This window comes from Sphaerisporangium flaviroseum (assembly GCF_039537005.1).
GTDB classification, from domain to species: Bacteria; Actinomycetota; Actinomycetes; order Streptosporangiales; family Streptosporangiaceae; genus Sphaerisporangium; species Sphaerisporangium flaviroseum.
The window spans coordinates 37,382-59,612 of sequence record NZ_BAAAZR010000007.1 but is presented as its reverse complement, the minus strand read 5'-3'; the positions used below and the strand labels follow the sequence as shown (position 1 = coordinate 59,612).

Below are 22,231 nucleotides of genomic sequence, written 5' to 3'. Positions count from 1 at the left end.
ACTGGAGCGCCTCCGCCGCAGGCGGCACCCGGGCCGGCCACCGGCGAGCCGTGGCCGGACGCGCCGCCTCCGGACGCCGGGCTCAGGAGTGGCCGAGCGGCTCGGACTCTTCCGCATCGACGGACCCGGCGGCCGGGGCGCCCTCTTCCATCAGGTCGTAGCCGAGGTCGTCGAGGATGGGCATCGGCTGCTCGACGCCGGCCGGGGCGATGACGGCCGCCTCCGAGTGGGCGCCGCAGCCGTGGTCGGCGGCCACGACCTTGCCGTCGTCGGGGGCGTACTCGTTGGCGCAGACGCCGAAGCCCAGGCGCAGGGCCCCGGCGAGCGGCCAGTAGAAGCCGCAGGTGGAGCACTGCGCGGGCGCGGCATGGGCGAGCGGGGTGTGCGGCCCTGAGTCGCCCGCGTGCCAGCGGTGGACCGCGCGGTCGCGACCGATCGCCGAGAGCACCCGCGCCCGGCCGAGCCCGTACTCGAAGATCATCTGACGGTCGGAGTCGTCGTCGGTCTCGGTGAACCCGGGGGCAAGACGGTCGTCGTCGTCGGAGGTCGGCAGCAGGTCGCCGACGCCGAGGTCTCCGGGAAGCAGCCGCTCACTCCACGGCACCCACGCCGGCGGCAGGAGCGCGCCCGCACCCGGCAGGAGCACGGTCTCGCTCACCGTGACGTTGCGGGCCCGGGAGGCACGGCTGACGGTGATGGCCCAGCGCCATCCGCGGTAGGCGCGGTCGAGGCAGGCGAAGTAGTGCGTGACGACCCGCTCGGCCTCACTCTCGAAGCCGAGATGCTCGCCCACCTCGCCGGGGCGGGCGATCTCCTCAGCGGCGGCCCTGGCCGGCTCCACAGCGGCGGCGCAGGCTTGGTCGACTGCAAAGGTGCGGGTACGAGTGCGGCTCACACGTCAATTCTCACCCATGCTACGAGCGGACATCACGTCTATGGGTCGGGTAAGACTGTAAACCAAAGCGGCACGCCAGATTCAGGAGATCCATCACCAAGGCGAACGTGATCGAACGCACAAAGGGAGGAAGCGTGGAGTGCCTGGCCACCGGCTCCGGTGACCGGTCCACGCGCATGTGATGGCGGGTTCCTGGGACCGAGCTAGAGATTCGCTGTCACGTGCCGGGCGGGCCACGGCGGGTGCGGGCCGCGGCACCCTCCGCGCGGGTCGTACGGCGGCGAAGAAGACGGCGGGGGCGAGCCGCACGGCCGCCAGGGGGACGGTGCGCGCGGGCCGCGGTGTACGGCAGGCCACCCGCAGGCTCACCCACGCCCAGGGCGCCGACCGCACCGGGCTCGGACGGCTCATCGAGCTGACGGCCGCCCACGGCGCCGGGGACGTCCTCATCACGGTCGGCCTGGCCGGCACCCTGTTCTTCGGGCTGCCCGTCGACCAGGCGCGCGGCCAGGTGGCCCTCTACCTGCTGATCACGATGGTGCCCTTCACCGTCGTCGCGCCCTTCGTCGGGCCCGTGCTCGACCGGTTCAGGTCCGGCCGCCGTTACGTCATGGCGGGCACGCTGTTCGCGCGCGGGCTGCTGTGCTGGGCCATGGCGGCCGCGATCGGCCCGGCGGACGGGCTCACCCTCTTCCCGGCCGCGCTGGCCGTCCTGGTCCTTTCCAAGGCCTACAACGTGTGCCGGGCCGCCACCATGCCGAGCGTGCTGCCCGCCGACATCACCCTGGTGACGGCCAACGCACGGGTCGCCCTGTTCTCGCTGGTGTCGGCCGGAGTGGCCGCCCCGGTGGCCGTCGGCCTGACCGCGTGGCTGGGCGCCGACTGGATGCTGCGCGGGACCATGATGATCTTCCTGGCCGCCGGCGTCGTGGCCGTAGGGCTGCCGCGCCACGTGGACGCGCCGGACCTGGACTTCGACGAGGAAGAAGAGGAATACGAGGCCGGCGAGGGGAAGGGCGGCAGGAGGCAGCGCTGGCGCACGTTGCTGAACGTCGGCCCGGTGGTCGCCGAGGCCATGCGCGGCAACGCCGCGATCCGCCTGCTTTCCGGATTCTTGCTGTTCTTCCTGCTCTTCCTCATACAAGAGGGGCATCTGCGGGGCAGCGGGTACCCCAAGGAAGTCATGATCGCGATCCTCGCGGGCGGAGCCGGAGCGGGTGGCCTGCTCGGAGCGGTGGTCGCCTCGTGGGTGCGCGGCCATTCCCCCCAGATCATCGTGCTGTTCGCACTGGCGCTGGCCACCACGACGGCGACGGTCAGCGCGTTCTTCTTCTCGCTGTGGACGGCCCTGGTGGTGGCCGTGGTCGCGGGATTCGCCCAGGAGGTCGGCAAGCTCGCGCTGGACGCGATCGTCCAGCGCGAGATCGGCGAGGAGGTGCGCTCGTCGACGTTCGGCGTGGTGGAGGCGCTGCTGCAGATCGCCTGGGTGGGCGGTGGCCTCGCCGGGCTGCTGCTGTCGCTGCTTTCGGGCCGTTCCGCGGGGCCGATCGGGCTGGCCGTGATCGCGGTGGCCCTGGTCGCCGCGCTGGCCTGGCTGATCATCACGCGCCGCCGCCGGTTGCGTGCCGTATCGGAGCGCATCCGGGCCGCGAAGGCCGCGGAACGGAACGCACCGTCACCGGCCTCGGCCGCCGCGAATCCCCAGGACCCGAGGCCGCACGCCCCGAAGCCGTACGGGGACGGCGCCAGGACCGACACCGCCAAGCCGCTGACCGACACGACCAAGCCCCTGACCAACCCGCACGGCTGACCGTGGGTCAGGGGATCAGGCGTCGATGTCGTCAGCGACGGCTCGCAGCACGGTCGCGATCTTCTTGGCGTGGGCGGCATCGGGGTGCTTGCCGCGCTGATAGGAGTTCGAGACGTCGTCAAGCAGCTTGATCAGGTCCTCGACGATGACGACGAGCTCGTCAGGCTTCTTGCGCTTGCCCTTGGGCTTCACCGTCTTGGCGAGCGTCGGCGGCTGCTCCAGCACGCGGACCGAAAGCGCCTGCTGGCCACGGCGGCCCTCGGCCACGCCGAACTCGAGCTTCTGACCCGGCTTGAGCGCTTCGACGCCCTTGGGGAGCGCTGAGGAATGCACGAATACCTCACCGCCGTCGTCGCGGGTGAGGAAACCGAAGCCCTTGTCAGCGTCGTACCACTTGACCTTGCCAGTAGGCACAGGGGTGACCTCGTTCAGACTGTCATGAATGGTAATGGATGTAGGTTATGCCCACACGGGGCATTACATGACCGTCGAAACGGTCCCGATTTCCGAGATCCGCCAGGCGTCGAACCACCCCGCGAACGCCGTGAGATCCGGCAGGACGACGTCGGCTCCGTGATCGCGGAGGGCTTCCGCGGTGTACGGGCCCGTCGCCACGCCGACGCTCATCGCGCGCCCCGCTCTGGCCGCCTCGATGTCGCCTACATGATCTCCGACATAGACGGCCGCGCCGAAGTCGGAGATGGCCGTCCCCTTCGCCGCCCCGAACACCAAGCCCACCACCTCGTCGACCTCCAGACCGAGGAACTCGACGATCAGCCGTGCCGTGATGGTGTGCTTGGCCGTCACGACGATCACCCGGCCGCCGTGGCGGCGCACCTCGGCCACGGCCTCGGCGGCGCCCGCCATCGGCGTGGTCATCGGGACGGCGATCTCGGGATACAGGGAGCGGTAGAGGTCGGCGACGGCCGGGATCTCTTCGGGCGGCAGCCAGTGGGTCAGCTCCTGTTCCAGCGGCGGGCCGAGCCTGCTGATCACGGCGGTGCTGTCTATGGGCACGCCGATACGGCGCGCCACCTCGTCGAACACCGCCGCGATTCCCGCACGTGTGTCCGCAAGCGTCAAATCAAGATCAAAACCCACTGAATGCACCCTTGAAGGATGCCAAACCCCGGGGCACCGCGCGTACCCCTACCGGTTATGGGACCCTTGGCTGGAAGAAAGGGCTTACTTATCGACGGGGCTTGGGTACTCATGACCAGATCGACACGCGAGCGGATCATCGACGAGTCCCTGAGGCTGTTCGCCGAACGGGGCTATTCGGCCACGTCGGTCGCCGAGATCGAGGCCGCCGCAGGGCTGTCCCCCGGGGCAGGCGGGCTGTACCGGCACTTCAAGTCGAAGTACGAGGTCCTCGCCGCCGCGATGAACGAGCACGCCACGCGCACGCGGTCGCAGATCGCCGAAGCGCTCGCCGAGGTGGGCGCCATCGGCACGTCGGTCCCGATCGAGGAGCGGCTCGCCCACCTGTGCAAGGCCGGCCTGGCGAAGGTCCGTGAGGAGAGCGAGCTGACGCGGGTCTTCTTCCGCGACCTCAGCCAGTTCCCCGAGTTGGTGGCCACCGTCCGTGAAGGGCTGCTCCAGCCCATGTTCGACGCGATCACGACGTGGTTCCGCGCCCAGCCGGAGTACGCCGACGCCGACCTCGACTGGCCCGCGATCGGCGCGGTGCTGGGCGGCGCGGTGGTGCACTACCGGTTGTTCCAGGACACCGTCGGAGAGCCGCCCGGCCGGGTGGAACGCGACCGGTTCGTGGCCTCGTGGGTGCGCCTGTCGATGGGCCTGCTCAGCGCACCGTCCCCAGCGGCTGCCGCCGGGGTGGCGGAGGTGGCGGGTTGAACAGGCGGTAGGCCAGCCATGCCACCCCTCCTGCCGCTCCCAGCATGAACATCAGCCCGCTGACGTGCCAGAACGAGGCGATGAACGCCTGCAGCCCCTCACCGGGCTCCTCTTGGGCGCGCAGGGCGCCGAGCACCACGCCTCCGATGACGTAGGCGGCGACCGGCGACGCGAGCCCGGTCAGCCGGTCCTTGAAGACCCAGCCTTCGCAGGCCAGCACCGTCAGCGCGGCGACCGCCCACACCAGCACGGGCACCGGGAAGATCGCGATGTACGGCAGGGGGAACGGGATCAGCAACCCGGCGGCGAAGAGCAGGGCCATCGCCAGCACCTCGCGCCGATCGTTGAGCAGGATCGTTCGCGCGTCGCGCCCGTCGGTGGCCATCGGATTGGCGCCGGCCATCGCGGCCTGCCGCAGACGGGCCACCAGCGGCGCGGGCCGCCCGGGCGAGGCTCCCCGGGGCGCTCCGGCCGTGCCACGCGGCAGGGGCGGCCGTACCACCCTCGACGGCCGGTCGCCGGGGGAGTCGTCGACAACAGCGGGGAAGACCTCGGTCGCGGACTCGCCGAAGTCGTCGCTCACCTGAGGCGGGCGGGCAGGCGGCGAGGTCACGCCGAAACGGCCTCGCGGCGAGGGGGATCCCCGGAACGTCGGGGAGGACGAGCGGGACGAGCGAGAGACACCGCGCGTAGGAGTGGCGCCGGACGCGGGAGCCGGACCGGCGGCTCGGCGTGCGGCCTCCTGCTCGACGGCGGCCAGCCGCTGAAGCTCTCGCTGGAGCAGGGCGCTCGGGTCGCCGAACCTGGCGATCACCTTGCGGACGGTCGCGAGATCTTCGCTGCCGCGTCGCTCCTCCTCGATGCGGGCACGCAGCCGCCCCACGAAATCGAGGCGCTGGTCGGTGCGGAGCACGCCGTGGGCGGCGTCCGCCACCTTGCTGACGTACTCCAGGACGAGCTGGTCGGCGCGCTCGATCACCCTCGCCATACTGCCCCAGCCCATCGCCTGCTGCACCCTTTCGAAGAAATGACTATCCCCGCCGACCAGGAGAGGTGACGCTCGCATGTCGTGACAGTGAGGTGACGCTCTGTCTTGCCGGCTCCAGGTCGTTCGTACGAAAAGTGCCGGTGATCAGCCAACTGGCGTGCGATGGCCTGTGGGCTCCTACGATGGAGGGACGGCGCCGCGGCATACGACGGGCGTGCGGTGACGGTGGACAGGGGGTTCGGTGGAGCGTGATGAACACCGACTTCACTAAGTGGCTGCGCGGCCTGCCCGACGATCGGCTGCGCGCCCTGGTGGCGGCCCGTCCTGAGCTCATCACCCCCGTTCCCGCGCACCTCGAAGGCCTCGTGCTGCGGGCGACCAGCCCTTCGGCGACCGGCAGGGCACTCGACCGTCTCAACCGCTTCGCCCTCGCCGTCGTCGAAACGCTTCTCGTCATGACCGTGGACGACCAGGCCGGCCTGACCTACGCCGGCCTCCACGAGGCCGTCGCCAGGTCCATGCCCCCCGGGGACGCCTCGGAGCTCGACGGACCGCTGAGGGAGGCCGTCGACCGGCTCCGCATGCTCGCCCTGGTGTACGGCTCCGACAAGGCGCTGCGCCTGGCGCCGGGCGTTCGCGACGTGTCCGAGGCCCCGGCCGGGCTCGGGCCGCCGGCCGCCGAGGTGTTCCGGCACCACCCGCCTGAGCGCGTCGAGGAGCTGATCCAGGCCATCCGCCGCGGCCGGGCCGGTCGCGAGGAGGCGGTGGCCGAGCGCCTCGCCGGCCTGCTGGCCGAGGGCAGCGTCGTCGAACGCCTGCTCGGCGACATCGGCCCGCAGGCACGGGCCGCCCTCGACGAGCTCGCGTGGGGGCCACCCACCGGCCGCCTGCCCAACGCCCGGCGCGAGGTCAGCGTGGCCACCGCCCAGTCGCCCATCGAGCAGCTCCTCGCCCGCGGGCTGCTCGCCGCCACGGGCGAGGAGAGCGTGGTGCTGCCACGCGAGGTGGCGCTGGTGCTGCGAGGCGGCCGCGTCCATCGTGACCTGCGTCCCTGGGCTCCGCCGCTCGACGGGGCCGAGCGTGACCAGGACCTCGCCGACCGTACGGCCGCGAGCCAGGCGTTCTCGTTCGTGCGCACCGTCGAGGAGCTCTGCGAGCACTGGAGCGTCGACCCGCCGGGCACGCTACGCACGGGCGGGCTGGCCGTGCGCGACCTGAAGAAGACCACGCAGGTGCTCGACGTGCCCGAGTGGATCACCGCCCTGGTGATCGAGGTGGCCCAGGCGGCGGGCCTGATCGCCTCGACCGCGCCCGTGGACGGCGAATGGCTGCCCACGACGGCCTACGACGGCTGGCGCGTGAAGGCGACCGAAGACCGGTGGGAGGTGCTCGCGACGGCCTGGCTCGCCAGCGATCGCGTTCCCGGCCTCGTGGGCGAGCGCGACGACCGCGACCGCCTGCTGAACGTCCTGCATCCCGAGCTGCGCAGGCCGGCCGCGGCCGAGGTACGCCTGCGGACGCTCCGCGTGCTCGTCTCGGCGGAGCCCGGCCTCGCGCCCTCACCCGAGTCGGTGCGCGAGCGGCTGGCGTTCGAGCAGCCGCGCCGCCGGAGCGGCTACCGCGACCAGCTCGTCGAATTCACCCTGCGGGAGGCCGAGCAGCTCGGACTCACCGGGCTCGGGGTGATGTCGGTGTTCGGCCGCAGGCTGCTGCCCGGCTCCGTGCGGGCGGCCGAGAGGCCGTCCCCGGCCCGGGGCAGGGTGATCCCGCCGAGCACACCCGCCGAGCTTCTGGCGCCGCTGCTGCCGGAGCCCGTCGATCATGTGGTGCTCCAGGCCGACCTGACCGCGGTCGCCCCCGGCCCGCTGACCAGCGAGCTGGGACGGTGGCTGGCGCTGGCCGCCGACATCGAGTCCAAGGGCGGTGCCACCGTCTACCGGTTCGGCGAGAGCTCGATCCGCCGCGCCCTGGACGCTGGGTCCAGCGCGGACGACCTGGTGGCGATGCTGGAGCGGCATTCCACCACGCCGGTCCCCCAGCCGCTGCACTACCTGGTCACCGATGTGGCCCGCCGGCACGGGCGTATCCGGGTGGGCAGCGCCGGCGCCTACGTGCGCTGCGACGATCCGTCGGTGCTCGACGAGATGATGGCCGACAAGCGCGCCACGCCCCTGCGCCTGCGCCGGCTGGCGCCCACCGTCATCGCCTCTCGAAGCTCCCGGGTGGTGGTGGTCGACTCGCTGCGCGCGATCGGCTACTCCCCCGTCGCCGAGTCGTCGGAGGGAGACGTGCTGGTGACCCGCACCGACTCCAAGCGCACGGAGCGGCCGTCGGCCACCCGCCCTGGCCTCGGCGTCTCCGGCCCGGACGCCGACCTGGTGGCCGCGGCCGTACGGGCCATCCGGGCCGGCGACGAGGCGCACCTGGCACGCAGGCACCCGGTGCCGGCACCCGACGGGCAGGTGCCGCGGACGCCCTCGACGGGCACGATCGTGGCCCTGCAGGAGGCGATCCGGCAGGGGTCGCGCGTCTGGATCGGGTACCTCGACTCCCAGGGCCATGCGACCAGCCGCATCCTGGAGCCCGCTCGCATGGAGGGCGGCTATCTCACCGCGTACGACGAGACCCGGGCGGCCGTCCACCGCTTCGCGCTTCACCGCATCACCGGCATCGCCGACGTCAACTGAACGCCGGGGTGACCGCGATCCGCATGCACAAGGGTTGACGACCCTCACCGACCCCGTCAGGTTGGCGTGCAGTGAATCCCCTGGAAGAAGGTAGGCGTGATGGGCTCGGAGCGGACACTCGGCCGGTTGGCGGAACAATCGTGGGACAGGCTCGGTGACTTCGACGCGCTCTACTACGAGGGGTTCTGGCATCGTGGCCTTCACCTGGCGGAACGCACCAGGCACGTGACGGGCGGGCTGAAGGGGTTCGGGGTGGAGCCCGGCGACCGCGTCGTCGTGATGTTGGTGAACTGCCCGGAAGCGCAGATCGCCTACCAGGCGCTGTGGGCGGCCGGCGCGGTCGTGACCCCCGTGGTGTTCCTCGTGGCGGCCGAGGAGCTCCGGCACATCGTCATCGACAGCGAGCCCCGTGCTTTGATCGTCTCCGCCGAGCTGATGCCGACCGTGCTGGCCGCCACGGAGGGCCTGGACATCCCGGTGATCGTGGTCGGCGAGGTCCGGGCGGCCGACGCGGAGGGCGCCGGGCCGCGGATCAGCGGCTTCGCCGACCTTGAGGAGGCGGCCGAGGCGGGAGCGGTGAGCCGTGACGAGGACGACCTCGCGGCCCTGATGTACACCGGGGGCACGACGGGCCGCGCCAAAGGCGTCATGCTGAGCCACGCGGGCCTGTGGCACGTCTCCAGGGCCGCGCACGACCTCACCTACCAGCCCGAGGTCAACCGGGCCATCGTGCCGGTGCCGCTCACGCACTCGTACGGCCTGATCATCTCCATCACCGGGATGCACGCTCTGGAGCCCCTGCACACGGTGCTCATGCGGTGGTTCACGCCCAAGGCGTTCCTGCAGCTCGCCACCGAGCACCGCACACAGTACGGCGCGGTCGTGCCCACCATGCTGCGGGAACTGCTGGCCGAGCCGCTGGAGACCACTCCGCTGCCGGATCTGCTCTACCTGACGTGCGGCGCGGCGCCGCTCGCGCGCGAGGTGCTCGTGGAGTTCGAGCGGCGCATGTCCGGGGTGCGGATCGTCGAGGGGTACGGCCTGACGGAGACGAGCGCGGTGACGACGGTCAACCCGCTGGACCGCAGGAAGGTCGGCAGTGCCGGGCTGCCGCTCCCGGGTTACACCCTCACGATCAGGGACGACGACGGCGAGCCCGTGGAGCCCGGCGACATCGGAGAGATCTGCGTGCGGGGAGAGTCGATCATGCGGGGCTACTGGCGCTCGCCCAACACCAGCGACCACGCCGTGGTGAACGGCGAACTGCGCACCGGGGACATCGGATGCATGGACGACGACGGCTACCTCTACGTCGTCGACCGCAAGAAGGATCTGATCATCAGGGGCGGCTTCAACGTCTTCCCGCGTGATGTCGAGGACGCTCTGAACAAGCATCCTGACGTGGCGCTATCCGCCGTGGTGGGCCGCCAGGACCCGCGGCTCGGGGAGGAGGTCGTCGCCTTCGTCCAGTTGGAGCCTGGTGGCACGGTGTCGGCCGAGCGCCTGATCGAGTGGGCCAGAGAGCGCCTCGGCAGGGTGAGGTACCCGCGCGAGGTGCGGTTCGTGGAGTCCATTCCGGTGACCAGTGTCATGAAAATCGACAGGAAAGTCCTGCGTTCCGAGTTGACCTGATAGGCACGGCAGCCGGGCTTAACGTGGTAAATGTTTGATCTGCCTGGAAAACCAGAGAATTGAGACAAACGTGAGCAGCGGCACTCCCGGGCCCTCCGACCAGAGCCCGAGGGACTGGCAAAGTCCCTACGGATCGCAAGGCGGGCAGGACGCCCACGGCGGCCCGTCATCGCACGACCCGTACGACAACCCCGCCCAGTCACCGTACGACCAGCAAGGCCGGCAGTACGGGCAGGGAGCGTACGGCCAGCCGGGCCCGCAGCAGTACGACCAGGGCTACGGCACGGCCGCCCAGAGCCCTTACAACCAGCAGGAGTACGGCCAGCCCGGGTACGGCCAGCCCACGTACGGCCAGCCGGAGTACGGCCAGCCCACGTACGGCCAGCCCGGGTACGGCCAGCCGGGATATGGCTACAACCCCTACCAGCAGAACCCTTACGGATACCCGCAGAAGGCGGCGAGCGACGGCACGCGCACGCATGCGATCGTCGCCCTGGTCATCAGCATCGTGTTGGCCATGAGCTGCTACGTCACGCTGGGCGGCATCGCCGGGGCCATCCTGTCCGGCATCGCGCTGGGCAAGGTCGAGACCCAGCCGCAGCAGGCGCGATCGCTGCTGAAGTGGTGCTGGATCAGCATCGGGATCAACTTCGTCCTGCTCATCGTCGGCATCGGCATCGCCATCGTCGTCGCCGCCAATTCCTGACGCATGACACGGGGCCGCGCGTCAAGCTGCGGGAAAGCGGGACTGATCCGGCTCGCTCTCTTGTTGGATAAGCGGACGGGACCGCCGGCACGGTGGCCGTTACGCAAAACGGGGAGAAAAGATCGTGTCTGATGGCCCGCTGATCGTCCAGTCGGACAAGACGCTGCTGCTCGAGGTCGAGCACGAGAGAGCCGACGAGTGCCGCAAAGTGATCGCGCCTTTCGCGGAGCTGGAGCGGGCTCCCGAGCATGTCCACACCTACCGCGTGACCCCGCTGGCCCTGTGGAACGCCCGGGCCGCCGGCCACGACGCCGAGCAGGTGGTCGACGCGCTGATCGGCTTCAGCCGGTACCCGGTGCCGCATGCCCTGCTCGTCGACATCGCCGAGACGATGTCCAGGTACGGCAGGCTCCGGCTGGAGAAGAGCGACCAACACGGCCTGACGCTGACCAGCACGGACAAGGCCGTGCTCGAAGAGGTGCTGCGCGCCAGGAAGATCCAGCCCATGCTGGGGGAGCGCATCGGCGAGGACGCCGTGGCCGTGCACCCGAGCGAGCGGGGCAACATCAAGCAGGCGCTGCTGAAGCTGGGCTGGCCGGCGGAGGACCTCGCGGGGTACGTCGACGGCGAGCACCATCCGATCACGCTGGCCGAGGACGGCTGGACTCTGCGGCCGTACCAGCGGGACGCGGCGGATGCGTTCTGGCACGGCGGGTCGGGCGTGGTCGTGCTGCCGTGTGGCGCCGGCAAGACGATCGTGGGCGCGGCGGCGATGGCCCACGCCGAGGCGACGACGCTCATTCTGGTCACCAACACGGTCTCCGCCCACCAGTGGAAGCAGGAGCTGCTCAAGCGCACCTCGCTGACCGAGGACGAGATCGGCGAGTACACCGGCACCAAGAAGGAGATCCGCCCGGTCACCATCGCCACGTACCAGGTGATGACCACCCGGCGGCAGGGTGTCTACCGGCATCTCGAGCTCTTCGACGCCCGCGACTGGGGGCTCGTGATCTACGACGAGGTCCACCTGCTGCCCGCGCCGATCTTCCGGATGACCGCCGACCTGCAGGCCCGGCGGCGGGTCGGGCTCACCGCGACGCTGGTCCGCGAGGACGGCCGTGAGGGTGACGTCTTCTCCCTCATCGGCCCGAAGCGGTACGACGCGCCGTGGAAGGAGATGGAGAACCAGGGCTGGATCGCACCCGCCGACTGTGTCGAGGTCCGGGTGACGCTCACCGACCAGGAGCGGCTGGCCTACGCGATGGCCGAGTCCGAGGAGCGCTACCGCTTCTGCGCGACGACGCCTTCCAAGACCCGGGTCACCGAGACCCTCGTCCGACGGCACGCGGGCGAGCAGGTGCTGGTCATCGGGCAGTACATCGACCAGCTCGACGAGCTCGCCGAGCATCTCAACGCCCCGGTCATCAAGGGCGAGACACGGGTGAAGGAGCGCGAGCGACTTTTCCAGGCCTTCCGCGACAAGGAGGTCCAGGTGCTGGTGGTCTCCAAGGTGGCGAACTTCTCGATCGACCTGCCGGAGGCCTCGGTCGCGATCCAGGTTTCCGGGACCTTCGGGTCACGTCAGGAAGAGGCGCAGCGGCTCGGGCGGGTGCTGCGTCCGAAGGCGGACGGCGGCGGAGCGCGATTCTATTCGGTGGTGAGCAGGGACACCGTCGACCAGGATTTCGCGGCGCACCGGCAACGCTTTCTCGCCGAACAGGGCTATGCGTACCAGATCATCGACGCGGACGACGTGCTCGCCAGCGAGTGACTTCGCTGTGCGGCACGCCGTCCCCCCCAAACCTTCTTTCCAGGCAAGCCTTCGCCGGTAGAACGACGATTCAGATCCACGAAATACCCTTAGCGCTGTTCAACCACGTCACCCCCCTCGCCCATTGCCTCCCATGGCGCCAACAGCGGCATACCCCTAAGATCTAGCTAAATCACAAGGATTGTCCCGGTTTTTCGGGATTTTGGTATACGTTAACGCAACGTGTTGGCGAGATCACCGACCGACTAACCCGCCGACGTAAAGCACGCCCAGCGCGATTAGCCAGGAAGCGGTCGCGATCCCCACAAGGACCAAAGACTTTTCCGGGAATCTCCGCATTACGGGTGGTAGCAGACCGGCGGCCGTACAGGTCGCGGCGACGAACGCGAACAGTCCCGACAGGGTGGACACCATGGTCAGCCGGTCCATGCAGGACTCGGGCGACTCCCCGTTTCCGCAGAACGCGGCCAGCCCCCACCCCGCGAAGACCGAGAACGTCCACAGCCCGCCGAGGAGCAGATTCGCCACGGCAGGAATAACTGGAGAGACCGCCACCTGGGCACGCGTCGTCACCCTCACGGCGTACCCAAAGGTCAAGAGTCGGCAAACTCCGGACAAGCAATACATCGTGCCATGGTCCAGCGACTCCTATCCCACGGGTACCTGGCGGACGCCGCGTGAGCATATAAGCTTGTTGGTTCGCTGCCTTTGTCCGCCGTCCCCGTCCCCCGAGGAGTCCTTCAGCATGCCCGGACACCAATTGGCCCCTGACATATCGGACGACAGCTCCAACAGCCCGGACGACGACCCATCTCACGCCCGCGGAACCCTCACGACGGACGCCTCCTCGGTCCTCCAGGCCGAGCGCGCCCATTTGGCCACATCACGCGCCGCGCTGCGGGCCATGCGCGAGCACGCCCAGTCGCTCTCCGCGGACGCCGCGGGTGACTGGGTTTCCCAGCAGGTCCTCCAAGGGCTGCTCGACCAGCGCGTGGCCGCGCTCGCCGACCACCCCGACACCCCGCTGTTCTTCGGCCGTCTCGACCGGGACGACGTCGACGATCTTCCCCTCACCATCCACGTCGGTCGCCGCCATGTGCACGACGAGAACAGCCGCGCCCTGGTGATCGACTGGCGTGCGCCGGTGTCCCGGGCGTTCTACCAGGCCCGTCCCTCCGACCCGATGAGCGTGCGCCGCCGCAGACGCTTCGGGTTCCACGGCGGCGACCTGACGGCGTACGAGGACGAACCGCTCGACCAGGGCGCGCCGCTCCAGGAGTCGAGAATCCTCACGGAGGAGATCGAACGCCCCCGTACGGGCCCGATGCGCGACATCGTGGCCACGATCCAGCCCGACCAGGACGAGATCGTCCGCGCGGACCTCGGACAGACCGTGTGCGTCCAGGGCGCCCCCGGCACGGGGAAGACCGCCGTCGGCCTGCATCGTGCCGCCTACCTGCTCTTCACGCACCGCGAGAAGCTGTCGCGGTCCGGCGTGATGATCGTCGGGCCGAACCGCGCCTTCCTGTCCTACATCTCCTCCGTCCTGCCCGCTCTCGGCGAGGTGAAGGTCGACCAGACCACCGTCGCCGGCATCCTGGGCGACCACTCCGCCCGCGAGGACACGGCCGTGGCCGCGATCAAGGGCGACGCCCGCATGGCCCCCGTCCTGCACCGGGCGCTCTGGATGCACATCAGCAAGCCCGAAGAGGGCCTGCTGATCACCCGGGGGGTCAACCGCTTCAGGGTGCCCGACCACGAGGTCCGCGAGATGGTCGCGTCCCTGCGCGGCACCACCCGCTACGGCCCGGGCCGCGCGGCCCTCGCCCAGCGGCTCGCCCACGCCGTGCTCGTACGGATGGAGCAGCGCGGCGAGTCGCCCGACGACCGGGTGCAGGACGCGGTGGCCCGCTCGAAGCCCGTGAAGCAGCTCGTCGACCAGGTCTGGCCCCGCGTCTCGCCGCAGCAGGTCCTGTTCCGCCTGCTCTCCGACGGCGAATTCCTCGCGCGCGCCGCCAAGGGCGATCTGGCGCCCGAGGAGCGGGAGACCCTGCTGTGGCCCAAGCCTCCACGGTCGTGGAAGTCCGCCAAATGGTCCGCGGCGGACGCGGCACTGCTCGACGAACTGGCCGACCTGATCGAGCGCACGCCCATAATCGGTCACGTGGTCGTCGACGAGGCGCAGGACCTCTCCGCCATGCAGCTCCGGGCACTCGGCCGTCGTTGCCGCACCAACTCGGCCACCGTCCTCGGTGACCTCGCGCAGGGGACGACCCCGTGGTCGGCGCGGTCGTGGGAGGAGGTGCTGCGGCATCTCGGCTTCACCGAGGGCGCAGTCACCGAGCTGACCCTGGGTTTCCGCGTCCCCCGGGAAGTACTCGACTTCGCCGCCCGCCTGCTCTCCTCGGTGGCTCCCACCCTGGCCGCTCCCCGCTCACTGCGACCGGGCGCCGGCTCGCTGTCCGTACGGCGGACGGCCGACCTGCCGCAAGCCCTGCTGACGGCCGTGAGGCAGGCCGTCGGGCACGAGGGTTCCATCGGCGTGATAGCGGCGGACGGCTCCGCCACCACCGTGGTGAACACGCTGACGGCGGAAGGCGTCGCCCACGATCTGCTCGGGCCGGACTCCTCCCCCGAGCAGCGCATCTCGGTCGTTCCCGCCTCGCTCGCCAAGGGCATGGAGTACGACCACGTGGTCGTCGTCGAACCGGCGGACATCGTCGAGGCCGAGGCCCGCGGCCTCGCCAGGCTCTACGTCGTCCTCACCCGGGCCGTCACCTCTCTCACGGTCGTGCACACCCGCGATCTCCCGGCCCAGCTGGCCTGAGCCTCTGTTAGTTTCGCTTCTTATGGCAAAGCTGAGCATGGTCATACGCAACGGCGTGCAGGGTGAGGCCGAGGCCGTACTGGCCTTCTGGCGCGAGGCGGCGGAAGGAACAGACCGGCGCGAATCAGCCGATAGCGTTCGCCGCCTGATCGAGCGCGATCCCGAGGCGCTCCTGATCGCCGAGGTCGACGGCCGGATGGCCGGCACTCTGATCGCCGGGTGGGACGGATGGCGCTGCCATCTCTACCGTCTGGCCGTCGATCCCGCGCACCGCCGCAAGGGCATCGCCCGCGCGCTGCTCGACGCCGCCGAGGAGCGGTTCGTCCGGTACGGCGGGATGCGCGCCGACGCCATGGTGCTGGACGACAACGTGTTGGCCCATCCCGCCTGGACCTCCGCCGGGTACGCACGGCAACCCCAGTGGGGACGCTGGGTCAAGCACCTGCCATCGGCCGGATCGTAGGCAGGCCATGACACGGGTCGCCTCCGTCTCCGTTGATACAGCTTTCAACTATTTCAGGGGAAAGAGGACCTTTCCCCCGACCGTGTGGACGTCGTCGAAGATGTGCCCGGCCAGGTGACCCGGGATGACGGCCGGGCGAGGCGACCGTCACCGTGGTGCCACGGCCCTGTGCTACGCCCCCACGAGGAGGGATTCGCGTGAAGTACATGCTGCTCCTGTTCGATCCCGAGAACTACTGGGATTCGGTGTCCCAGGAGGACATGCAGGACGCCCTCGCCGAGCACCTGGCGTTCGCGCGGTTGCTGAAGGAGCGCGGTGTCGCGTTCTCCGGAGAGGCGGTGCATCCGGCGCAGAACGCCGTGACGCTACGCCCCGCCGGCGACGGCGTCGTGACCGTGGAGGCTCCGTTCGTCGAACGGCGACAGGACTTCGCGGGTTTCTACCTCATCGACTGCGCCGACCTCACCGAGGCCCTGGACATCGCCAGGCACTGCCCGATCGGCGCGGGCATCGAGGTCAGACCGGTCTGGGAAGCCTCTTCCTGACCCCGTTCGCCCCGCCCCCGCCCCCCGCGGTGACGGAGACGGGGGCGAAGGGTGGAGGCGGAGTGGGTCACGGTCTCTTGAAACCCAGGGTGTAGGCGCCGGAGCCGGCCCACGAGGTCACCCTGTAGCGGTAGTAGCCGACGGTACCGGTGTAGGTGATCTTCTCGTCCGGCCCCGCGCTGTCGGAGGTGGCGACGGTCTGCCAGGCGTTGCCACTCCACTTTTGCAGGTACAGGTCGAAGTCGGCGCCGTCAGGACCGTCCAGGCAGCCGGTGTGGACCCCGCCGACGGTGGAGTAGTAGTACAGGTTCTTCGGCTGGTAGACGGACTGGCCGTTGGTCAGGCTACCGGTGAAGGTGTTGGGGTAACCGGTGCAGGTGCCCGTGGCCGGTGGCGGGGGATTGCCGGCGGTGGTCCTCAGCGACAGCCCGTAGGCGGTGAGGATCTCACCGATCGGCTGGAAGTAGGTGGTGCCGCCGGTGCTGCAGTCGCCCGAGCCGCCCGATGTGACCCCCTGGGCTTGGTCGATGGAGATGAAGGAGCCGCCGGAGTCACCGGGTTCGGCGCAGACGTTGGTGCGGGTCAGTCCGAAGACGGTTCCCTGGGGGTAGGTGACGCTGGCGTCGCGCTGCTGGATGACGCCGCAGTGCCAGTCGGTGGTGGAGCCGGACCGGCAGACCGAGGCGCCTTCGATGGCGACCCTGGCGCCGGCGACGGGCACGGTGCCGTTCTCGCCGTTGTCCACCGTCGGCGTGGGCGTCCAGTTGGCATTGACGGCGACCCAGGAGTAGTCGTTGTTCGGGAAGCTCGACCCCTGGAAGACGCCCTGGGCGACGCGGTTGAAGCCGGTGGTGGTGGCGCCGGTCGTGCCGCAGTGGCCGGCGCTGACGAATCCATTCTGGGCGCCCTTGACCACGGGAAACCCGATGGAACAGCGACTGGTGGTGCCGATGAAGTAGGCGTTGCCGCCCACCAGGTCGTACAGGGGATGGGGGGCCTCCGTGGAGGGCAGCACGAGCACCGCGCCGGTGTCCACGCCGGCGCTCAGGACGGCGCCCACGGCGTCGTCGACTTTCGGCGACAGGACGACCACCTTGTTGCGCTTGACGTCGACGTAGCGAGCGCCCGACACCAGTGGCTTGCCGATCATTGCCTGGTCGATCTTCTCCTTGACCTTGGCGAGTTCCGTCAGCGACCTGGTGACGATCTCGGCCTGGGCACCCGCGCCGATGATCTCGGGGATGTCGGCGGCGCTGGTGGTGGCCACCACCAGGGTGTGCGCACTATTTCCCCGCAGCCAGACGCCACCGAAGCGGCTGCCGAGCTTCTTGCTCAGCTGCCCCGCGATCGGGGTCAGTCGGGCCTCATTCAACAGGCGGGCCTGGGCTTGTGAACTGCTGAGATGGAGGTCGCGCTGGAGTGCCTCCAGCATACCCGGCGGGGGTTTACGCGCGGACGGCCTGGTCATGGCGGTGCCTGCCGCCCGGCTTTCGGCATCGGCCGGTACGGCCGCCAGGGTGAGTGCGACGATCGTCAGGGTGCATCCCGTCACAAGGGCAGGTCTGTGCGACATAGATTCTCTCCTCGACCTCGGCTAGGCATGAGGGGGGAGATCGCCCATAACGCAAAATGATCATGCGCGACGGGCAACGTCACCCTAGCTCAGCGGTCAGCCGCGAAGACGCACGCCACGCGGACGAAAACGCCGGTGAACACGTCGACCGATGTCGAGTGGACAGGTGGGGGATCGGCGACCGCACAGTGAAGCGAGGTCCGCTCACCAAGAATGCGATACGGCGGATGTCCAAGGATCGATGGCGATCTCAACGAGTGACCGAGTCGCCACGCACATGCCAAAGGGCCACCCCCGGAGTACCGGAGGTGGCCCTTTCGGTGACGCTTGTGAGCCGGGGCTCAGAAGTCCATGTCGCCGCCGCCGGGCATGGCGGGAGCGGCAGGGGTCTTCTCGGGCTTCTCGGCGATGACGGCCTCGGTGGTGAGGAACAGCGCCGCGATGGAGGCGGCGTTCTGCAGCGCCGAGCGGGTGACCTTGGCGGGGTCGATGATGCCCGCTTCGAGCATGTTGACATACTCACCGGTCGCGGCGTTGAGGCCGACGCCCAGCTCGAGGTTGCGGACACGCTCGACCACGACGCCGCCTTCGAGGCCGGCGTTGACGGCGATCTGCTTCAGCGGCTCCTCGAGCGCCTTGCGGACGATCGCGGCACCGGTGGCCTCGTCGTTGAACAGCTCCAGCTTGTCGAACGCCTTGGCGCCGGCCTGCAGCAGAGCCACGCCACCGCCGGGGACGATGCCCTCCTCGACGGCCGCCTTCGCGTTGCGAACGGCGTCCTCGATGCGGTGCTTGCGCTCCTTGAGCTCGACCTCGGTGGCCGCGCCGGCCTTGATGACGGCGACGCCACCGGCCAGCTTGGCGAGGCGCTCCTGGAGCTTCTCGCGGTCGTAGTCGGAGTCGGTGTTCTCGATCTCGTTGCGGATCTGGTTGACCCGGCCGGAGATCTGCTCGGGGTCACCGGCGCCGTCGACGATGGTGGTCTCGTCCTTGGTGACGATGACCTGGCGCGCGCGGCCCAGCAGGTCGAGCGTGGCGCTCTCGAGCTTGAGGCCCACGTCCTCGCTGATGACCTGGCCACCGGTGAGGGTGGCGATGTCGCCCAGCATCGCCTTGCGGCGGTCGCCGAAGCCGGGGGCCTTGACGGCCACGGACTTGAACAGGCCGCGGATCTTGTTGACCACCAGGGTCGCCAGGGCCTCGCCCTCGACGTCCTCGGCGATGATCATCAGCGGCTTGCCGGCCTGCACGACCTTGTCGAGCAGGGGAAGCAGGTCCTTGTTGGCCGAGACCTTGGAGTTGACGATCAGGATGTAGGGGTCGTCGAGGACGGCCTCCATCCGCTCCGGGTCGGTCACGAAGTAACCGGAGATGTAGCCCTTGTCGAAGCGCATACCCTCGGTGAGCTCGAGCTCCAGCCCGAAGGCGTTGCTCTCCTCGACCGTGATGACGCCTTCCTTGCCGACCTTGTCCATCGCCTCGGCGATCATCTCGCCGATCTGCGTGTCGCCGGCGGAGATGGAGGCGGTGGAGGCGATCTGCTCCTTGGTCTCCACATCCTTGGCGATCTTCGAGAGCTCCTCGCTGACGCGCTCGACGGCGGCCTCGATGCCCTTCTTCAAGGACATCGGGTTGGCGCCGGCGGCCACGTTGCGCAGGCCCTCGCGTACCAGCGCCTGAGCGAGCACGGTGGCGGTGGTGGTGCCGTCACCCGCGACGTCGTCGGTCTTCTTCGCGACCTCCTTGACCAGCTCGGCCCCGATCTTCTCCCACGGGTCCTCGAGCTCGATCTCCTTGGCGATCGAGACACCGTCGTTGGTGATCGTGGGAGCGCCCCACTTCTTCTCCAGCACGACGTTGCGCCCCTTGGGACCAAGGGTCACCTTGACGGCGTCGGCGAGCTGGTTCATACCCCGCTCGAGACCGCGCCGGGCGTCCTCGTTAAACGCGATCATCTTGGCTGCCATACGGCTAGACCTCCCAGACACAGGGTGGCTTGCAGCGGATCGAGCCGACGCCCGCGACGGCATGTAGACCCGCGCTCTCACGACACCTGTCGCCGTGGACCGCGAAGCCCCATCGCCTCGATCCAGATTTGTCACTCTCGACAGGAGAGTGCCAACGAACTGTTTAGCACTCTACCCCGTCGAGTGCAAGCCACAACCCCTATGACCTGGGCGGCACAAGGATTTCTCTGACCGTATGCCCAATATTGGGCATGTCTCCGCAACCAGGGAAGCACGGACATGACGGAAGGCTCGGCCTGTCTTGGTGCATGACAGACCGAACCTTCCAGCTACTGACTAAGAGAGACCAGTGGATCTCCGTCGACGACCGGACAGCGCCGGCCGCGTCACACAGTCCGGACGGACTCCGCCTGTGGACCCTTCTGGCCCTGTGTGATCTCGAACTCCACCCGCTGACCTTGCTCAAGGGACCGATATCCCTCGGACATGATCGCTGAGTAGTGGACAAACACGTCCTTACCACCGTCTACCGCGATGAAGCCGTAGCCCTTGTCCGCGTTAAACCATTTGACGGTGCCCTGCGCCACTTTCCGACTCCTCTTGCTGGGCTCCGGACCCCGCCCACTCCTCCGCGAGGTCCGTGACCTTCCGAGCCGAGACGCATGCGAACTCCTCGGCTTCGTCGATCGTTCTCGACCATACCTGTGGCAAGGCTTGGCGCAACAGAGTCAATCACGAAACTACTTCTTGACGTTCGCTCTAAGCGGTACGTGACTATTTTTCGCTCGCGTTTAGTTAGTTGATAATTACACTACACAGCGGGCCCAGTAAGAACTTCTATAAGGGCAGCCAGCTCTGCCGTCCCCAGACAGGCCAACGCCCACGCATCCTTCGGACGCGTGGGCGTTGCGGGGACCGAGGCTCAGCCTCCTGCGACCGCCGGGATCACGGAGATCTGCGCGCCTTCCGGCGTGACGGTGTCAAGGCCGTCCACGAAACGGACATCCTCTTCTCCGACATAGACGTTGACAAAACGACGAATCTTGCCCGTTTCGTCCAGAATGCGGGCGCCGATTCCAGGGAAGTCGGTGTCGAGCTTCTGCAACACCTCGCGAAGCGTCGCCCCTTCCCCGTTCACCTCCGACACACCATCGGTGTACGTACGGAGAATCGTCGGAATCCGCACAGAAACGCTCATTTATCGCGACCTTTCAGGAGTTATCGGCGACAGCCGTACGGAATGCGTCGAGTGAGGGCCTTATGACGGCGGTGGGCCGCGCCTCGGCCGAGACCGCGTCGAGGGTCTTCAGGCCGTCCCCGGTGTTGAGCACCACCGTCTCGGCCTCCGGGTCCACAAGTCCGTTCTCGACCAGCTTGCGAAGCACTCCGACGGTGACGCCCCCCGCGGTCTCGGCGAAGATGCCCTCGGTGCGGGCCAGCAACTGGATGGCCTTCACCACCTCCGCGTCGGTGACGTCCTCGACCGCTCCCCCCGTGCGGCGGGCGATGTCGAGCACGTACGGCCCGTCGGCCGGGTTGCCGATGGCCAGCGACTTGGCGATGGTGTCCGGCTTGACGGGCTGCACGATGTCGAGACCGGCCTTGTAGGCCGCGGAGACCGGCGAGCATCCCTCGGCCTGCGCGCCGAAGATCTTGTACGGCTTGTCGTCGACGAGCCCTAGCTTGATCAGCTCCTTGAAGCCCTTGTCGATCTTCGTGAGCTGCGAGCCGGACGCCACCGGCACGATGATCTGGTCGGGGATCCGCCAGCCCAGTTGCTCGGCGATCTCGTAGGCGAGGGTCTTGGAGCCCTCCCCGTAGTACGGCCGGAGATTGACGTTGACGAACCCCCACTTGTCGCCCAGGGGGTCCCCTATGAGCTCCGAGCAGAAGCGGTTCACCTCGTCGTAGGTGCCCTCGATGCCGACCAGCCGGCCGCCGTACACCGACGCCATCGTGATCTTGGCTTCTTCGAGGTTGGACGGGATGAACACGCAGGAGTCCAGCCCGGCGCGCGCCGCGGCGGCGCCGACGGCCCCCGCGAGGTTGCCCGTGGACGAGCACGAAAGGGTGTGGAAGCCGAAGTTGCGCGCCGCCTCGAGGGCGATCGCGACGACCCTGTCCTTGAAGGAATGGGTCGGGTTTCCGGAGTCGTCCTTGACGTGCAGGCTACGGATTCCCAGCTCACGGGCCAGATTGTCGGCCTTGACGAGCTTGGTCCAGCCGGGGGCGAGGTTGGGCTTGGAGGCGACGTCCACGGGCACCGGGAGAAGCCCTCGGTATCGCCAGATGTTGGTGGGGCCGGACGCGATCTGTTCCCGGGTCACCGGCGAGGTGCGGCCGGCGTCGGGGCCGTCCCAGGTGTAGGCCACTTCGAGTGGCCCGAAACACTCGATACAGGCGAAGGTCGGTCCGAGGTCGTAGCGAGTGCCGCATTCGCGGCACGAGAGTGCGACGGCGGGGCCGAAGTCGAGTGTGGTCGTAGTCTCAGCTGTTGCGAGCGCCATGAA

At 69.0% G+C, this 22,231-nt stretch carries 19 protein-coding genes; 9 read left to right on the top strand and 10 right to left on the bottom strand.

Going from position 1 to position 22,231, the window contains the following annotated elements:
* Positions 1-82: 82 nt before the first annotated feature.
* Positions 83-895 (bottom strand): DUF3027 domain-containing protein, encoded by an 813-nt coding sequence (locus tag ABD810_RS15640; RefSeq protein WP_344939637.1) that lies wholly within the window; start codon positions 893-895, stop codon positions 83-85.
* 181 nt (positions 896-1,076) lie between these two features.
* Between ABD810_RS15640 and ABD810_RS15635 the strand changes: the two genes are divergently transcribed.
* Complete coding sequence (locus ABD810_RS15635) at positions 1,077-2,705, top strand: MFS transporter (RefSeq protein ID WP_344939633.1); 1,629 nt, start codon at positions 1,077-1,079, stop codon at positions 2,703-2,705.
* Positions 2,706-2,720: 15 nt separating this feature from the next.
* On the opposite strand, the gene ABD810_RS15630 is transcribed toward ABD810_RS15635, so the two are convergent.
* Together ABD810_RS15630 and ABD810_RS15625 are read right to left on the bottom strand one after the other, a co-directional pair.
* Entirely contained in the window at positions 2,721-3,119 is a 399-nt protein-coding gene (locus tag ABD810_RS15630) for a cold-shock protein (RefSeq protein ID WP_344939630.1), read from the bottom strand.
* A gap of 63 nt (positions 3,120-3,182) precedes the next feature.
* Entirely contained in the window at positions 3,183-3,806 is a 624-nt protein-coding gene (locus ABD810_RS15625; protein WP_344939628.1) for an HAD family hydrolase, read from the bottom strand.
* Between the two features lie 111 nt (positions 3,807-3,917).
* Between ABD810_RS15625 and ABD810_RS15620 the strand changes: the two genes are divergently transcribed.
* A complete protein-coding gene (locus ABD810_RS15620; protein WP_344939626.1) occupies positions 3,918-4,562 on the top strand; it encodes a TetR/AcrR family transcriptional regulator in 645 nt (214 codons plus the stop codon).
* Here the strand turns inward: ABD810_RS15620 and ABD810_RS15615 are convergent.
* Complete coding sequence (locus tag ABD810_RS15615) at positions 4,510-5,565, bottom strand: hypothetical protein (protein ID WP_344939624.1); 1,056 nt, start codon at positions 5,563-5,565, stop codon at positions 4,510-4,512. The two genes, ABD810_RS15620 and ABD810_RS15615, sit on opposite strands and share 53 nt — an antisense overlap.
* Before the next feature lie 236 nt (positions 5,566-5,801).
* Between ABD810_RS15615 and ABD810_RS15610 the strand changes: the two genes are divergently transcribed.
* The 4 genes from ABD810_RS15610 (at position 5,802) to ABD810_RS15595 (ending at position 12,346) form a co-directional block, all read left to right on the top strand.
* Complete coding sequence (locus ABD810_RS15610; RefSeq protein ID WP_344939622.1) at positions 5,802-8,237, top strand: helicase-associated domain-containing protein; 2,436 nt, start codon at positions 5,802-5,804, stop codon at positions 8,235-8,237.
* Positions 8,238-8,336: 99 nt separating this feature from the next.
* Positions 8,337-9,869 (top strand): class I adenylate-forming enzyme family protein, encoded by a 1,533-nt coding sequence (locus ABD810_RS15605; protein ID WP_344940030.1) that lies wholly within the window; start codon positions 8,337-8,339, stop codon positions 9,867-9,869.
* 70 nt (positions 9,870-9,939) lie between these two features.
* On the top strand, positions 9,940-10,575 hold the full coding sequence (locus ABD810_RS15600; protein WP_344939619.1) for an MgtC/SapB family protein: 636 nt from the start codon (positions 9,940-9,942) through the stop codon (positions 10,573-10,575).
* A 124-nt stretch (positions 10,576-10,699) separates the two neighbouring features.
* Entirely contained in the window at positions 10,700-12,346 is a 1,647-nt protein-coding gene (locus ABD810_RS15595) for a DNA repair helicase XPB (protein ID WP_344939617.1), read from the top strand.
* Positions 12,347-12,580: 234 nt separating this feature from the next.
* Here the strand turns inward: ABD810_RS15595 and ABD810_RS15590 are convergent, their stop codons facing one another.
* Positions 12,581-12,874, bottom strand: coding sequence for a hypothetical protein (locus ABD810_RS15590; protein ID WP_344939615.1), 294 nt, complete (start codon positions 12,872-12,874; stop codon positions 12,581-12,583).
* Positions 12,875-13,091: 217 nt separating this feature from the next.
* Between ABD810_RS15590 and ABD810_RS15585 the strand changes: the two genes are divergently transcribed.
* The 3 genes from ABD810_RS15585 to ABD810_RS15575 all read left to right on the top strand — a co-directional run bounded on the left by ABD810_RS15585 (position 13,092) and on the right by ABD810_RS15575 (position 16,181).
* Complete coding sequence (locus tag ABD810_RS15585) at positions 13,092-15,173, top strand: HelD family protein (protein WP_344939613.1); 2,082 nt, start codon at positions 13,092-13,094, stop codon at positions 15,171-15,173.
* Between the two features lie 37 nt (positions 15,174-15,210).
* Positions 15,211-15,636, top strand: a complete 426-nt coding sequence (locus tag ABD810_RS15580) for a GNAT family N-acetyltransferase (protein WP_344939610.1) — start codon at positions 15,211-15,213, stop codon at positions 15,634-15,636.
* Between the two features lie 206 nt (positions 15,637-15,842).
* The gene (locus ABD810_RS15575; protein ID WP_344940027.1) at positions 15,843-16,181 is read left to right on the top strand and encodes a YciI family protein; all 339 of its coding nucleotides are present in this window, start codon (positions 15,843-15,845) and stop codon (positions 16,179-16,181) included.
* Positions 16,182-16,248: 67 nt separating this feature from the next.
* Here ABD810_RS15575 and ABD810_RS15570 read toward each other — a convergent pair whose 3' ends face one another.
* The 5 genes from ABD810_RS15570 to thrC all read right to left on the bottom strand — a co-directional run bounded on the left by ABD810_RS15570 (position 16,249) and on the right by thrC (position 22,228).
* The gene (locus ABD810_RS15570) at positions 16,249-17,754 is read right to left on the bottom strand and encodes a S1 family peptidase (RefSeq protein WP_344939608.1); all 1,506 of its coding nucleotides are present in this window, start codon (positions 17,752-17,754) and stop codon (positions 16,249-16,251) included.
* Positions 17,755-18,095: 341 nt separating this feature from the next.
* The gene (gene groL / locus ABD810_RS15565; protein ID WP_344939606.1) at positions 18,096-19,721 is read right to left on the bottom strand and encodes a chaperonin GroEL; all 1,626 of its coding nucleotides are present in this window, start codon (positions 19,719-19,721) and stop codon (positions 18,096-18,098) included.
* 386 nt (positions 19,722-20,107) lie between these two features.
* A complete protein-coding gene (locus ABD810_RS15560; RefSeq protein ID WP_248960783.1) occupies positions 20,108-20,308 on the bottom strand; it encodes a cold-shock protein in 201 nt (66 codons plus the stop codon).
* A 335-nt stretch (positions 20,309-20,643) separates the two neighbouring features.
* Positions 20,644-20,919: a MoaD/ThiS family protein gene (locus ABD810_RS15555; RefSeq protein WP_344939603.1), complete on the bottom strand. Its 276-nt coding sequence runs from the start codon at positions 20,917-20,919 to the stop codon at positions 20,644-20,646.
* 13 nt (positions 20,920-20,932) lie between these two features.
* The gene (gene thrC / locus ABD810_RS15550; RefSeq protein WP_344939601.1) at positions 20,933-22,228 is read right to left on the bottom strand and encodes a threonine synthase; all 1,296 of its coding nucleotides are present in this window, start codon (positions 22,226-22,228) and stop codon (positions 20,933-20,935) included.
* Between the last annotated feature and the right edge of the window lie 3 nt (positions 22,229-22,231).

What these genes read in the sequence shown, in the direction of transcription:
- ABD810_RS15635 (WP_344939633.1), top strand. Translation starts at nt 1,077, where the DNA reads ATGGCGGGTTCCTGGGACCGAGCTAGAGATTCGCTGTCACGTGCCGGG.
- ABD810_RS15620 (WP_344939626.1), top strand. Translation starts at nt 3,918, where the DNA reads ATGACCAGATCGACACGCGAGCGGATCATCGACGAGTCCCTGAGGCTG.
- ABD810_RS15615 (WP_344939624.1), bottom strand. Translation starts at nt 5,565, where the DNA reads ATGGGCTGGGGCAGTATGGCGAGGGTGATCGAGCGCGCCGACCAGCTC.
- ABD810_RS15610 (WP_344939622.1), top strand. Translation starts at nt 5,802, where the DNA reads ATGAACACCGACTTCACTAAGTGGCTGCGCGGCCTGCCCGACGATCGG.
- ABD810_RS15605 (WP_344940030.1), top strand. Translation starts at nt 8,337, where the DNA reads ATGGGCTCGGAGCGGACACTCGGCCGGTTGGCGGAACAATCGTGGGAC.
- ABD810_RS15585 (WP_344939613.1), top strand. Translation starts at nt 13,092, where the DNA reads ATGCCCGGACACCAATTGGCCCCTGACATATCGGACGACAGCTCCAAC.
- ABD810_RS15580 (WP_344939610.1), top strand. Translation starts at nt 15,211, where the DNA reads ATGGTCATACGCAACGGCGTGCAGGGTGAGGCCGAGGCCGTACTGGCC.
- ABD810_RS15575 (WP_344940027.1), top strand. Translation starts at nt 15,843, where the DNA reads ATGCTGCTCCTGTTCGATCCCGAGAACTACTGGGATTCGGTGTCCCAG.
- ABD810_RS15570 (WP_344939608.1), bottom strand. Translation starts at nt 17,754, where the DNA reads ATGTCGCACAGACCTGCCCTTGTGACGGGATGCACCCTGACGATCGTC.
- groL (WP_344939606.1), bottom strand. Translation starts at nt 19,721, where the DNA reads ATGGCAGCCAAGATGATCGCGTTTAACGAGGACGCCCGGCGCGGTCTC.
- ABD810_RS15555 (WP_344939603.1), bottom strand. Translation starts at nt 20,919, where the DNA reads ATGAGCGTTTCTGTGCGGATTCCGACGATTCTCCGTACGTACACCGAT.
- thrC (WP_344939601.1), bottom strand. Translation starts at nt 22,228, where the DNA reads ATGGCGCTCGCAACAGCTGAGACTACGACCACACTCGACTTCGGCCCC.